The sequence below is a fragment of the Flectobacillus longus genome (assembly GCF_030056705.1).
In the GTDB taxonomy this organism is placed as follows: Bacteria; Bacteroidota; Bacteroidia; order Cytophagales; family Spirosomataceae; genus Flectobacillus; species Flectobacillus longus.
The window spans coordinates 25993-40471 of record NZ_JASHIC010000020.1; the positions used below are offsets into that span (position 1 = coordinate 25993).

Sequence of the window (14479 nt, forward strand, 5' to 3'; positions counted from 1 at the left end):
GTATTAATACTTGTAGGTTTTAGTAGTAAAATGACTTAAAATTGGTGAGTTTTACATTGATTTACTATCTGTAAAGTCAATTATAAGGCACACTCTTTCCAGTTTCTATTATTCTTTTTTATAGAGGCTTTTTTGCCAAACTAGGCTATTGATATTTTCTCCTATTTCTTTTCCTTTTTGCAAGCCTGCGTTGTTGTCCATTGGTGTGTGAATACCTCCGTAAAAGCGTGAGTTGGCAACTTCGTTGGCAATATCCCAAAGGGCATTAAATGTACGAGCTTTAAACTCTACATGTCTCAGACCATCGGGTTTGCGCCCTACATGCAAATCGTCTACGATCGTAATCGAATTGCCATACAAGTTACCTAAAACTGTTGCTGTTGCAGCCGCTTGAATGGCATGCCCAGATGGAAAAGCAGGAAATGGGGGATCTGGCCAAAATGACTCCCAAAACTTATCTATATATTTAGGAATAAAGGTATTGGGACGTTCTGTAAAAAACTGATATTTCCATTTCCAACAATTAGTAAAAGCGTCAGCCACTCCCATACCGACCCGAGCATAGGTTTCGGCACATTTAATGAGTGGAGGATTGATTTTCTTAATCACTAAGGTGGCTATGTAATAAGAGTGTCCAGGAGGTGTAACTGTTTCGTCTGGGTCATCGCCCCACCATACAGCAGCTTCTTTCTGTTGTTGACTCAAAGCATTTCTTTGACGATAGACTGCCAAAAATTGCTGATAATATTCGGATTGAGGCACCGAGTCAAAAGGAATTGGTTTTGGGGCTACAATTTTATGATTTGCCAGTAAGAAAGTTCGGTTTTTGCCCCAATCAGGGTGTAATGGCGAACGACTAAATGATTGGCTGTAAAGCGGGGGTTGCCATCCTCCTAATTTTTGAGGATAGACTCTTTTTTTATCAAAATTATTAAAATAACCTTCATTACCACCATCGGTTTTTGCCCACTCTATAATTTTTTCGGCTACTGCACGACCATAAGCGATAGATCGTTTTGTTATTTGAGAATCAGTAGTATTGACCGAGCGTGCTTCTAATAAAGCATTTTCAAGTGAATCTATTTTTGTTTTATTGTCATCAGAAGTTTGCTTGTAAAGAGCTTTGATAATATATGCCTGTGAGGCATTGAGCGAAATTAACCAATCATAAGACTGATTAGACTCAGGCATAGGCAAGCTACTTAGACTATCTAGCTGACCTGCCATTGAGGCATACGTTTCGTCGCTATGTACAACGGATTCGTACATCGTAAGGCCAATATAACCAAGACATCTGGAGGCATAAGTTGGCGAATTGCCAGGGGTGTTTTTGGTAATGTACAGAGCCATATCTGACCAGCGAGTGGCATAGTCTTGCTCTGTAATTTTTTTTTGAAAAAACTGACAACTTATACAAAAGCCAACCAAAGCAACCGCTACTATCCCGTTGAGAATACCCAAGCTTTTAATGGAAGATTTCATGTTTTATAAATTTATGTTGAAAGAGGAAAAGTCAATCGCTTTCTACCTAATTGTACAACTCTGATATTATCTGATTAGTGCACAATATATGTATATTTTATATAGGTAAAGTTACAAAATAAAATAAATCATTTAATTAGTGGTCAAGTACATCCAGAGATACAAAACGATTTAACCAAATTAGGCAGTCATTTCTGACTGCCTAAAAGGTATTTGATTAGGGATAGGATTAATTCGTATGCCCAGGGTTTTGCACCAATTTGGTATTACGCAACACCTCGTTACGACTCAAAGCACGATAGTACATTTTGTCGTTCCAAGTACGAGTCTCGTTAGAAGTATTATCCTCCACTGTGTAATTATAGTTATAACGATTTTTGTCATATTTATAAACAGCAGGAGCGGTCATACCTGATTTAAGTTTAGCCTCCACATGGATAGATTTTACTCCACGTCCTACTGTAGAAGCAGCAATCATCCAACGACGAGCATCGTGATAGCGGTGTTCTTCATAAGACAATTCGATACGTCTTTCATTTCTCAAACGATCACGCAAAGCAGTTCCTTTATCATTTACGGCAGGCATACCTGAGCGGAAACGAATTTTGTTAATCCATTTCAATGCTTCGGCTTCATCACCTGTTTCGATACTTGCTTCTGCATAACTCAAGGCCATTTCGGTATAACGAATAAATGGCCAAGGAATCACCTGTGCTGAAGATTGGTTATCAGCCAATGCTGGGTTTGGATCAATAAACTTACGAGTATAGTAGTGCGTACGGCTACCATTCCAGTTTTCAACGGCTGACTCACGAGTGTCGATACCATTTATCATTCCACCTTTACCATCGTCATAATAACCTGTTTGAATTTGGTTAGCAGGGTCTAATGCAGTAACGTCCGCAGGGCGAGGCTTCCAAGGGGCACCATCGTACAATACAGAAGCATAGAAACGAGGGTCACGGTTTTCGTAAGGAGCGGCTTTATGAGTAGGATTGCTCCAATCAAATTTTGTACCATCCATCATTTCGTAATCATCTACCAATTGTTGGATTGGTGTATTACCTGCCCAGTTGTGATAACCGTTTGGTCCATTGTTGATACCATAGTGGATACCACCCAAAGGCCAGTTATCTTCCTGTGTGTACAAGGCAGTATGCGTACGCTGGAACAATAATTCTGATGCAGCAGCAGGATCAGCTACGGCACTTTGACCGCCCATTGCAATGGCATTGTAGTTGCTTTTCCCTTCTTCAACAGATACTGGTGCTGTCAAATTCAACTTGTAACCTGTAGTAGCATCCAAAACTGCTTTTGCAGCAGCTTTAGCTGCTTGCCAACGAGCCGCACGGTCACCAGAAGGATACGCCAACAAATCAATGTTTTGATATGAGGCTAATACTGGAGATTTTGCTTTTGCCGTAGGTCCATCATGTAAATCACTAGCTGCATACAACAATACACGTGCTTTTAATGCCATAGCCGATAATTTAGTAGCACGACCTGGTGTTGCAGGTTTTCCATCCAAGAACTTGATAGCATTGTCTAGGTCACTCACAATAAACTTTACACATTCATCATAAGAGCTTCTAGCAATGGTATAATCTTCATTCAAACCATAAGACTTGCTGATAAGAGGTACACCACCATAGAAGCGTAATAGTTGCTGATAGTAGTAAGCACGCAAGAAATATGATTCGCCCAACAAGCGATCTTTCAATGTAGCATTGGTAAACGTTGCAGTTGGTAGATTTTCAAGGGCTACGTTTGCTTCACGGATAGCTAAGTACATTCTATCCCAACCATAAGTATCACTTGTCCATGCTATGTTGTTTGGACTTTCGGTACCTTCTGTAAAAGTGTTGATATTACGACCAGCGTGTGTAAACATCGCTTCGTCGGTATAGGCAGCCAAAGCTTGCTCTTCAAAACCACCATATCCTAAGAACGAGTACACATTAAACACAAAAGCTTCCGAAAGTGGTCCATCGGCCCATGTTGCTGCACTCGATATTTTATCTAAGGGTTTGGTATTCAAAAATTCTTGATCACAAGATAAAGTAAGCCCCATCAGAGCAGCGAATAAGCCTACTTTTATACTAAATTTCTTCATGTTAAATTACGTTTTTAGAAGGTTAGACTCAAACCTGCATTTATCACACGTGATTGTGGGTAGTACACACCACCTTGAGCAGTCGCCTCTGGGTCAAAGATTTTGTTTTTATCAATTGTCAACAAATTCAACGCATTGACATAAACTCTCAAACTTCCTAATTTTAACTTCTCAGTAATATTACTTGGAAAATTATAGCCTAATTCGATGTTCTTCAAACGAACATAGTTTTTACTAAATAGATAATAGGTGTTGTTACCATAGTTACCACCAGTAAAGTAGGTATCACCTCTACTTGCTAAACGTGGATCTACGCTACTTGGATTATCTACCGACCATCTGTGGTCATACGAGTATTTCAAATAGTTACCGATGTCACCTGATTCTGTTTGAATACGGATAGAAGCTCCCATAGCACCTTGGAAAAGCGCACTTACATCAAATCCTTTGTAGCGAATATCAATAGTAGCACCAAAGTTGAAGGTTGGCGTAGAGTTTTGGTCTAATCTTACTTGGTCATCACCATTGATTTTACCATCACCATTAACGTCTTTAAACTTCATGTCGCCCGGTATCAATTTTGATGTTACCGATGAGTAATCCAATTTGTTGGCATCAATTTCTGCTGTGTTTTTGAATACACCATCATATTCATATACCAAATATCCATTGATTGGTTTACCTTCTTGCAATTGGTAGCTTGGAGCACCTGGCACTTCGTCCATAAAGATTACCTTGTTTTTAGCATAACCTCCGTTTACTGAAGCTCTGAAAGTCAAATCTTTCGATGCTTTTCCGTTGTAAGCTACGTTGAATTCAAAACCACGGTTGTCAACAATACCTGCGTTTACAGGAGGCAACAATGAATTGATACCTGAAGATGCTGGCGTTGAACCTGTTTTTTGAATCAAGATTTGATCTCTTCTATTGTAGAAATACTCCAATGTTAGGTTGATTTTGTTGTTCAAGAATGAACCATCGATACCTACGTTGTAGTTATTAGCACGTTCCCAAGTAAAGTTAGGGTTAGCCAAAACAGTTTCTCTCAAAGTCGTTACAACTTGATTGTTGATTGGGTACTGACCAAAGCCAAATGTAGACAAGTAAGCATATTCTTGAAGTTGGTTATTGAAGAATACTTGGTCGTTACCCATTTGACCATAAGAAGCACGAAGTTTCAAATTGTCAATACCTTTTACTTTGAAGAAATCTTCGTTAGAAATATTCCAACCTACCAATACACCTGGGAAGAATCCAAAACGATGCGCCTCAGGGAAGATATAAGAACCATCATAACGCCAGATATATTCTAACAAATATCTCTCTTTGTAGTTATACTGAACACGACCATAATAACCCAAACGAGCACGGTTGTAAGCACTACCACCTGTATTTTGTTGTAATGAACCACCTGCAAACAATTGGTCAACTGCTGATGAAATATAGTTACGTCTATAAGCAAAGAAGTTGTCACCATCGAATGTCTCGCGAGTTACACCAGCCAAGAAACTCAAGTTATGATCTGCACCAAATTTCTTGTCGTAGTTGATCATCGCTGTCAAGTTGGTATTCAAGACATTGCTATAAGATTGAGTCAAACGTGGGTCTGTAAAGTTTGAGCGAATCGCTCCAACCAATTGAGGTGTTACACCATCAGATTGATAGGTCTGTTTGTCCCAATAGTACAACATCCAAGGTGTTTGCCAAGTCTTACTTGTTTGGCTATTTTTATCGATAGCTCCCGACAAAGTTACTTTCAAACCATCCACCCAAGGGTTAGTCAAAATTACTGAACCGTTTGATTGCACATAGTCAGTTGGGTTATCTACATACCCTGTAGCATTGGTTGTAATCACATAAGGGTTTTGACCATTTTCAATATCTGGACCTGGCATTCCGTTTGGCCAAACCTCTGGCTCAGTCGGACGACCACGCATCAACATACGGAAGATAGAACCCGCACTTTCAGTCGGATATCTACGTTGTTCACGACGCACCATGATACCCAAGTTAGCACTGATGTACTTATTGATTTTGGCATCAAGGTTTGTTCTGAAGTTATATTGGTGATAATTAGTCGCAGAGTTTTTGTAGTATGCATCTTGTGAAACATAGCCCAATGAAGCCATATAACGCATATTTTCAGAACCACCCGATAATTGCAAGTTGTGACGTGTTTGAGGCGTCCAAGTTTTAAAGGCATCACCAAACCAGTCAGTATTAGGATAACGCCAAGGGTCTGAACCATCAGCATATTTCTTCACAGCATCTGGGCTATAGTTTGCGTTGATTGTACCTATACCTGCGGTTGGAGACTTGTAAGTACCAGTACTTTGGATACTTTGCCATGCGGCGCCCCATTCTCCTGCTGGAATATTTTTATAGATAGGTAGCTCATTCATAATTTGAGCATATTCTGCAGCACTAGACATTTGAGGTACTCTTGTTGGCTGAGCCCAACCAAGGTTCATGTCATAAGTAATAGTTGGCTTACCAGTTTTACCTCTTTTGGTAGTTACCAAAATGGCACCATTTGCAGCACGAGCACCATAAATCGCAGCCGAAGCATCTTTCAATACCGAAATCGATTCGATATCACGTGGGTTCAAACGACCCAAACCACCATCACGGTCAGGAATACCATCGATTACAACAAGTGGACTACTGTTTCCGAGTGTATTTGTACCACGAATCGAGATACTTGCACCGTCGTTTCCAGGCTCACCACTTTGTTGGATAACCACCAACCCTGGCAAGCGACCTGCCAATGAGTTTGATAAGTCCACTGCTGGAGATTTCAAAATTTTCTCTCCTTGTACTGCAACAACAGCACCTGTTACAGTTACTTTTTTCTGAGTACCATAACCTACTACAACAACCTCTTCAAGAGATTTCACATCTGTAGCAAGTGAGACGTCAACAACAGAACGACTATTCACAGATACTTCTTGGGAAATAAACCCAACTGAGGTAATGACCAACGTAGCAGATTTACCAGCATTGACTGAATAGACACCATTTACGTCGGAAGTAGTACCAACGCTAGTGCCTTTCACCAAAATGTTGACTCCTGGTAAACCTTGACCTTTGTCATCAGTGATTTTTCCTTTTACACTTTGGGCAAGTGTATTAGCAAAAATCATAAAAATGAACCCCAAAGTCAGAAAACAAATTCTCCGACTCTGATGCTTCCACTGAGTAGAATTAATCATAATTTTTTATGTTATGGAATTGTAATGGGATTGGAATAAATACACGTAGGTATTGAGGCAATGCTCAATCTTGAACACGCAGTCGTCCGAAATTTTCATAGTTATAATTACTTTAGATAGAATATGGTCAAGCCATCATGTACAAGCTCGCCTGTTGTATGACAGTGGGGTCTAAGCACAGCCATACTTTTAACAAATTAAGAAATAGTTGTACTTTTTATACCCATACGATTCTGTATAAAACTGAGAATAATTTTGTTTTTTCTGGTTTTTTAAAGAAATACGCCTGTGCAAACATTTGCACAAAAAGAATAAAATTTATCACAAAATACTCAATCAGTCTGCATACTTATTGATTAGTGTTAATATTTTACGATAAAAGAAGAATATATCTGAAAATTGCAGTAAGAAAAAGTATGTTATTCTTTGTGTGAAAACCATGATTTATGGAGTAAAATAATGAATTGTTGAAATTTTAAATTATTTTACTAAATAATCCTCCAATACCTTTTGAAGAAGTCTCAATACTCACTTCAACCGAAAAAAAATCTTAGTGCAAGTACTTTTCAACTCTCATTAGTGCACTACCAACAAAGTATGAAAAGACCAGATATTTTCCTTTTTTTTATCTCTGTCTTCTTTAAAATATTCGAGAAAATTGGGTAGTTTTCAGTAGTTATAACTCTTAAGCAATAAAGAACATGTCAATCCAAAGTGGCAAAATGGCTCATTAATTCACAAAATCTAAATCAAGCAGACCCTTTAAAATTGTCTATTTAACAAGCATGAAAATTATTTCCTATTCAACTCTTCTTATACTCTGTACAAGTATTCTCCTTAGTTGTACAGATACCTCTAAAGCTCCCTCGGAAGATGAATCTCCTGAAGGACTTTTTACGTTACTTCCTTCCGAAAAAACTCATGTTGATTTCCAAAATGTGATAGAAGAAGGTCTCAACACCAATGTACTTATGTATGAATACTTCTATAATGGTGGAGGTGTTGCTGTGGGTGATGTCAATGGAGATGGATACGATGATTTGTATTTTACAAGTAATATGAAAGAAAACAAACTCTATTTGAATAAAACCCAAATGGAGTTTCAAGATATTACAGCTCAAGCTGGAGTAACTGGTCGTCAAGGACCTTGGAAGACTGGCGTAACAATGGTAGATATCAATGGCGATGGTAAACTGGACATTTACGTTTGTCATTCGGGAAATCTTCGTCCAGACAAAAAGGCTAATGAGCTTTTTATTAATCAAGGAAATGATGCCAATGGTATTCCTACATTTTTGGAGGAGGCTGCAAAATATGGTTTAGATAGCCCTGCTTCAAGTACAAATGCCTATTTCTTCGATGCCGACAAAGATGGTGACCTCGACCTTTTTCTCCTAAATCATAATATCAAGTCCCTTCCAGTACTCAATCTGGCTGATACTGCCGAATTACTCAAGGTAGATGACTCAGTGAGTGGTTCAAGATTTTATACCAATGATAAGGGATATTTTAAAGATATCACGGGTCAGGCGGGTATTCAAAGCTCAGCACTTTCGTATGGCTTAGGAGCTGGAATCGCAGATTTTAACCAAGATGGTTGGCCAGATATTTATGTAAGCAATGACTATGCTGTACCAGATAGGTTGTATCTCAATAATCAAAAAGGTGGGTTCAAGGAGGTAAGTCTTGAACAATTGGGACATACATCTAACTTTTCAATGGGCAATGATGTAGCCGATATTAACAATGATTTGCTGCCAGATATTTTTACCTTGGATATGTTGCCAGAGGATAATCGTCGTCAAAAATTATTGATGGCTCCTGACAACTATTACAAGTTTGATTTGAGCGTACAATCGGGTTTTCACCATCAGTATATGCGCAATATGTTGCACCTAAACAATGGTAATGGCTCTTTTAGTGAAATCGGGCAGGTATCAGGTATTTCAAATACTGACTGGAGTTGGTCGGCATTATTTGCTGATTATGATAACGATGGCTGGAAAGACCTTTATGTAACAAACGGCTATTTGCATGATTATACCAATTTGGACTTTTTGAAATATATGGATGATTTTATTAAGACCAAACAAGGTGGTTTTCAGCGTGAAGATGTATTAGAATTAGTCAAAAAAATGCCTTCTTCTAATGTCAGTAACTATATGTTCCGTAATAAAGGCAATCTACAATTTGCCAATTTGTCTGACAAATGGGGCTTAAGCCGACCTTCTAATAGTAGTGGTGCTGCCTACAGCGACCTCGATAAAGATGGTGATTTGGATTTAGTGGTCAATAATATAAATCTCCCAGCATTTATTTATCAAAACGAAAGTAAGCAGAAGTCTGAAAATCACTACCTCAACATACAATTCAAAGGAAATGCGCCTAACACTATGGGAATCGGAGCAACTGTTGAGATATACGCTTCGGGGAATTCGCAACATCAAGAGCAAATGCCAACTCGTGGTTTTCAATCAAATGTGAGTTTTGAGCTACACTTCGGCTTAGGAAAATCACAAACAATTGATTATCTGAAAGTTACTTGGGCAAGTGGTAGGATTCAAGTTTTGAAAAATCTTAAAGCAGATCAAGCGTTAGTTTTGGAAGAAAAAAATGCGATAGATATTACCCCAAAACAATCGGAGGTTAATACCTATTTGGTAGAAGTCAATTCTCCTATTCAAAGCACACCAGCTACGATTATTCAAAATGATTTTAAACGTCAGTCATTACTTACACAGTCTATGTCTTTTGTAGGACCAGTAATGATTAAAGCCGATGTTAATCAAGATGGATTGGAAGATGTATTTGTGGGAGGTTGTTTTGGAAAAAGTAGCGAGTTATTTATCCAAAATAAATCCAATGGCTTCAGCAAACAAAGTATTGCTACCAAAGCCAATGCAGATATAAGCGATGCTGTTTTCTTCGATGCCAATGGTGATGGTAAAGTCGACTTGTATGTAGCGTATGGAGGTTATCGCAATTTCACCGAAAATGATCTATTGCTTCAAGATCAGCTATTTATCAATAATGGTAAAGGTGTATTTTCGTTGAGTAGTGTTGCTTTACCTACTATGCTTGTAAGTACGGGTTGTGTACGTGTGGGCGATGTCAATCAAGATGGCAAACCTGATTTGTTTGTAGGAGGTAGAGTGATTCCTGGCAGATACCCAGAAACTCCTCGAAGCTACGTTCTTATCAATCAGGGCAATGGTACATTTAAAGATCAAACGCCAGTAGAACTACAAAAAATTGGCATGGTTACAGATGCTGCTTTTGTGGATTTGAATCAAGATAAAAAATCAGAATTACTTGTAGTTGGCGAATGGATGCCCATTTCAGCATTTTCGATTCAGGGTAATACTGTTGAAAACCAGACTAATAAGTACTTTGATAAAAACTATCAAGGTTGGTGGAACAAACTTGTGGTAGAAGACTTAAATGACGATGGTAAACCTGAGATTTTAGTGGGAAATCAAGGGCTGAATAGCCAATGTAAAGTGAGTTTCAAAGAACCAGCAGAGTTATATTTTAAAGATTTTGACCAAAATGGTACCGTTGAGCCAATTTTGTGTACTTATATTCAAGGTAAATCTTATCCATATCTTACACGTGACGAATTGCTTGAACAGCTTACCATCAAGCGTAAAAAATTTACGAGCTATGATAGCTACGGAGATGCAACTTTGAAAGATATTTTTGATGAAAAGGAACTAGAAGGTGCCGAAAAATTGACGGCTAATTATCTCAAGACAGGCTATTTTGCTTTAAATGCACAAGGTAAATTTGAAGAAAAAGCTTTACCTATTGAAGCTCAATTTGCACCAATCTACAATCTTTTGGTATTTGACTACAACAAAGATGGTAAAAAGGATTTATTGCTAGCGGGTAACCAAAATATTACTAGACTCAAATTTGGTAAAGCCGATGCTAACTATGGCTTACTTTTACAAGGTGATGGAAAAGGTAACTTTGTAACGATTTCACAAAAAAAATCTGGACTCAAAATCAAAGGCGATGTTCGATCAGTAATACAGCTAAATCAAACAGTAGTTTTTGGTATCAACCAGCAAGCACCAAAAGCTTATAAGATTCAGTAACAAACATGAGTTATTCCGAATTTAGTGATTGGAGATTTAGTGCATGAGTGATTATGCTAAAATTTGTATTCTAGTTGTAGAGACGAAAGGCATAGTAGTATCAAAAAAAGCGGTCGAAAATTGTTTTTCGACCGCTTTTTAATGAAATTTATAGAATCTCCCTAGTTCCCAAATTCAGGATGACTCATCATTGAGAAATAAACTATTTCCAACGCACTGCAACTCCTTTAATATTAAAGTCTGTTACATCAAGCCGAATAACGGCATTAGCCCCATAATTTGCTGCCATTTTTTTCAGAATAACTAGGTTTTTATTCTCTGCCTCAGAATTATTATTTCTTGTTCTTACATATAGAATGCCTATTTCCTGATAAGGTCTTGATGGTAATTGAGTAATATATAACTGCACAGAATCAGTTGGAGTAGGGCTAAAGTGTTCCTTTGGGTTTAATGAGATAAAGGAATCTGGAAACAATTGATTGTTGCAACCGAATCCTAAAAAAGACAGAAAAGCAAATAATAATACCGCTTTATAAAATCTTGATTTTCGATGATACTGATGAGCCTTTAACATGTAGTCCTATTTTTATCGTAATATGAATAGTGTAACTTATAATAAATACGTTGAATGACTTGTGATATTATATCCATTGGAGGTACAATCATCTGGGAAGGGTTAAATAATGCAAAATTAACTCTATCAATTATACAACGTAGCTATGCCTGATTATTAGGTTTTTTTAGAATCCCATCTTTTCATCAGCTTTGTAGGAGCTTTTATAAAGGAAATTTAATCAATCTCAAGTGTAAAATATTGATAATTAGTCTTTAGAGAAAGAGAGTCAATAGAAAGAAATAGGTATAAAATTAGAAAAGTCAAGAGCATCACTCTTGACTTTTTCTGTAACCCGAACCCATAAAAAAATAATCTAATAAAAGATTACTTAGTTAGTATTTTGAATGCTTACGCAATTGAATATCTATGTTAATTGTTGATTAAAATCTTGGTCAAGTGATGCCTTTAATGCTTATTGGACGCAATGAGGATGAGCCGAGCTTATAACTCAGAAACAAGTATGAAGAAATTAGCTTTAAATTAAGTAAGGTTATAATTTACACTAATTATATCATATCGTCATCACATTTAGCGGTATGTTTTGAAGACATCTATAACAACAGCAATTTGCATTAGAATTGTTGAAATAGCAATAGTTTTTTTAAATATTTTTCATGAAAAATCTGTATTTTTTTGAAAGTTTATATTTTCACCGTTGAAAAAACATGATTTTCGAAAAAATAAAGTGATTGAATTTGGATTAATCCCGAATATTCATTCATTTTATAATGGTTTCAAAGAGTTGTTATTCAACATATTTGGAGGATAGTTTTATTTGCCTAATTTTCAAGATAATGTTATTTATTATTCTACTTACGTTTTCTTTAGCTTCCCAGATTGCTTATATATTTATTAGAGAATAATACTTTAACTCAAACATAAAGGACAGTGTTGTCACTAATATTGAACCTGACTTTATTGTGGCAATAAATGAAGTAAGAGCTCGTTGCTCAAATGAACTTTTCTCAAAAGAGCTTCTTTATACAATAAAGCTGCGCACTTTTACAAGGATTTGAAGAATATACCCCGATGTTTTAACATTTATTGAGTAATTTGCAGAGTAAATAGAAATAGCAATCAAGTTCTTTAGTTTACGATAGCTTTTGTGTGAAAATAAGGACTTGTATGGTGTTGAAAAACTCTCAAAATAATTAAATCAATGTGGTATATTGGATTAAAGTTTAGCAATCCTTCCGCATAGCGCTTACACGGTAATGAATAGAAACCTTACTGACGGTCTGAATTTTATCTCAAAACTTACATGGAAGCGTTTCTGGAATGCTACTCAGGTGTTGGCGAGCTACTATTTTTCTAAATTTACAGGCAACGTTCATCATTGGGGTCTTCCTATTAGTATTTCATTTGAACCAACTACTTCTTGTAATCTAAGATGCCCCGAATGCCCAAGTGGACTTCGTTCTTTTACCAGACCAACAGGGATGCTTTCTGACGAAATGTTTCGTCAAACAATCGACGAGCTTTCGGATACTTTATCGTATCTGATTTTTTATTTTCAAGGAGAGCCCTATCTTCATCCACAATTTTTGGAATTGGTGCAGTATGCTGCTCATAAGAAGATTTATACGGCTACTTCGACCAACGCTCATTATTTGAGTGATGCCCAAGCCCAAAAAACCGTAGAGTCAGGGCTTGATAGACTGATTATTTCGATTGATGGAACTACGCAAGAGGTATACGAACAATATCGAGTTGGTGGAAAGCTACATAAAGTGATTGAAGGCACAAAGAATATTGTCAAATGGAAAAAAACGCTTAAGTCTTCCACGCCACATATCGTATTTCAGTTTTTGGTGGTACGTCCCAACGAGCACCAAATCGAGGAAGTAAAGCAATTGGCGAAAGAGTTAGAGGTAGATGAAGTTGCTTTAAAGACAGCTCAAATTTATGATTATGAGCAAGGTTCGGACTTGATACCGACGATAGAAAAATATGCTCGCTATCAACAGCAAGCAGACGGTAGTTATCAAATCAAGAATCATTTGCTCAATCACTGTTGGAAAATGTGGCATTCGTGCGTGATTACTTGGGATGGACTGGTAGTGCCATGTTGTTTTGATAAAGATGCTGAGCACAGACTGGGTGATTTGACTCAAACGACATTTAAAACTCTCTGGAAAGCAGAATCTTATCAAAACTTTAGAAAAGTTGTTTTGAAATCTAGGAGTGAGATTGAAATGTGTAAAAATTGTACTGAAGGTACACAAGTATGGGCTTAAAGCCTTTATATAAACAAGATTTTGAGACCAAAATGTTATTAGAAGGAATATTAAGAAAATATGATTTTGCCTCAGTTGTGCCTTTTGATTTGTCGAAAGATACACTGCTAAAAATCGACCTTACCGCTGAAAATACTGACTTAGAAAAAATAGACTTAGCCGATACTGCTGTTTTTACAGAATATGTATTTGCCAAAATTCAAGAGGCTCAGGCTGTTTGTGCGATAGGAGGGTACTTCGAAAATAGGTATATTTATCGCAGAAGTGAGCATTTTCAACAGACTGAAGAACCTCGTTCTATCCATTTGGGGGTGGATATTTGGGCTGCCACTGGTACGGCAGTATTTGCACCACTATCAGGAAAGATTCATAGTTTTGCCAATAATGATAACTTTGGAGATTATGGCCCAACCATAATTTTAGAACACGAACTTGAAGGACATATTTTTTATACTTTATATGGACATTTGAGTGTTCCTTCCTTAGAGGGGCTAGCTGTTAATCAAGTAATCAATAAGGGGCAGCGTATAGCAGAATTCGGCAATTTTCCTGAGAATGGTAACTGGCCTCCACATTTACATTTTCAGGTGATGACTGATATGTTGGGTAAACAAGGAGATTTTCCTGGGGTATGTGAACCATCCAAAATTGATTTTTATCGAGCTATTTGTCCTAATGCTCATATCTTACTAAAAACCGACACTTTATATTAATACTTT

Annotated in this window: 7 protein-coding genes; 3 read left to right on the forward strand and 4 right to left on the reverse strand. The window is 37.2% G+C overall.

The window, feature by feature from the left end; all coding sequences use genetic code 11:
• Window positions 1-108: 108 nt before the first annotated feature.
• From QM491_RS15290 to QM491_RS15300, 3 genes are all read right to left on the reverse strand, one after another.
• Window positions 109-1482 (reverse strand): vanadium-dependent haloperoxidase, encoded by a 1374-nt coding sequence (locus tag QM491_RS15290; protein ID WP_283328357.1) that lies wholly within the window; start codon window positions 1480-1482, stop codon window positions 109-111.
• 229 nt (window positions 1483-1711) lie between these two features.
• Window positions 1712-3595, reverse strand: coding sequence for a RagB/SusD family nutrient uptake outer membrane protein (locus tag QM491_RS15295; RefSeq protein ID WP_283328358.1), 1884 nt, complete (start codon window positions 3593-3595; stop codon window positions 1712-1714).
• 14 nt (window positions 3596-3609) lie between these two features.
• Complete coding sequence (locus QM491_RS15300; protein ID WP_283328360.1) at window positions 3610-6807, reverse strand: SusC/RagA family TonB-linked outer membrane protein; 3198 nt, start codon at window positions 6805-6807, stop codon at window positions 3610-3612.
• Window positions 6808-7592: 785 nt separating this feature from the next.
• Between QM491_RS15300 and QM491_RS15305 the strand changes: the two genes are divergently transcribed.
• Window positions 7593-10907 (forward strand): VCBS repeat-containing protein, encoded by a 3315-nt coding sequence (locus QM491_RS15305; protein ID WP_283328362.1) that lies wholly within the window; start codon window positions 7593-7595, stop codon window positions 10905-10907.
• A gap of 202 nt (window positions 10908-11109) precedes the next feature.
• Here QM491_RS15305 and QM491_RS15310 read toward each other — a convergent pair whose 3' ends face one another.
• Entirely contained in the window at window positions 11110-11481 is a 372-nt protein-coding gene (locus QM491_RS15310) for a hypothetical protein (protein WP_283328363.1), read from the reverse strand.
• A 1256-nt stretch (window positions 11482-12737) separates the two neighbouring features.
• Here QM491_RS15310 and QM491_RS15315 point away from each other — a divergent pair.
• Window positions 12738-13760 carry an SPASM domain-containing protein gene (locus QM491_RS15315; RefSeq protein WP_283328364.1) on the forward strand — a complete coding sequence of 341 codons (1023 nt, stop codon included), beginning with the start codon at window positions 12738-12740 and terminating at the stop codon, window positions 13758-13760.
• Window positions 13751-14473 carry a peptidoglycan DD-metalloendopeptidase family protein gene (locus QM491_RS15320; RefSeq protein ID WP_283328365.1) on the forward strand — a complete coding sequence of 241 codons (723 nt, stop codon included), beginning with the start codon at window positions 13751-13753 and terminating at the stop codon, window positions 14471-14473. The genes QM491_RS15315 and QM491_RS15320 overlap by 10 nt, the downstream gene beginning before the upstream one ends.
• Window positions 14474-14479 lie beyond the last annotated feature (6 nt).

What these genes read in the sequence shown, in the direction of transcription:
- QM491_RS15320 (WP_283328365.1), top strand. Translation starts at nt 13,751, where the DNA reads ATGGGCTTAAAGCCTTTATATAAACAAGATTTTGAGACCAAAATGTTA.
- QM491_RS15295 (WP_283328358.1), bottom strand. Translation starts at nt 3,595, where the DNA reads ATGAAGAAATTTAGTATAAAAGTAGGCTTATTCGCTGCTCTGATGGGG.
- QM491_RS15290 (WP_283328357.1), bottom strand. Translation starts at nt 1,482, where the DNA reads ATGAAATCTTCCATTAAAAGCTTGGGTATTCTCAACGGGATAGTAGCG.
- QM491_RS15305 (WP_283328362.1), top strand. Translation starts at nt 7,593, where the DNA reads ATGAAAATTATTTCCTATTCAACTCTTCTTATACTCTGTACAAGTATT.
- QM491_RS15310 (WP_283328363.1), bottom strand. Translation starts at nt 11,481, where the DNA reads ATGTTAAAGGCTCATCAGTATCATCGAAAATCAAGATTTTATAAAGCG.
- QM491_RS15315 (WP_283328364.1), top strand. Translation starts at nt 12,738, where the DNA reads ATGAATAGAAACCTTACTGACGGTCTGAATTTTATCTCAAAACTTACA.
- QM491_RS15300 (WP_283328360.1), bottom strand. Translation starts at nt 6,807, where the DNA reads ATGATTAATTCTACTCAGTGGAAGCATCAGAGTCGGAGAATTTGTTTT.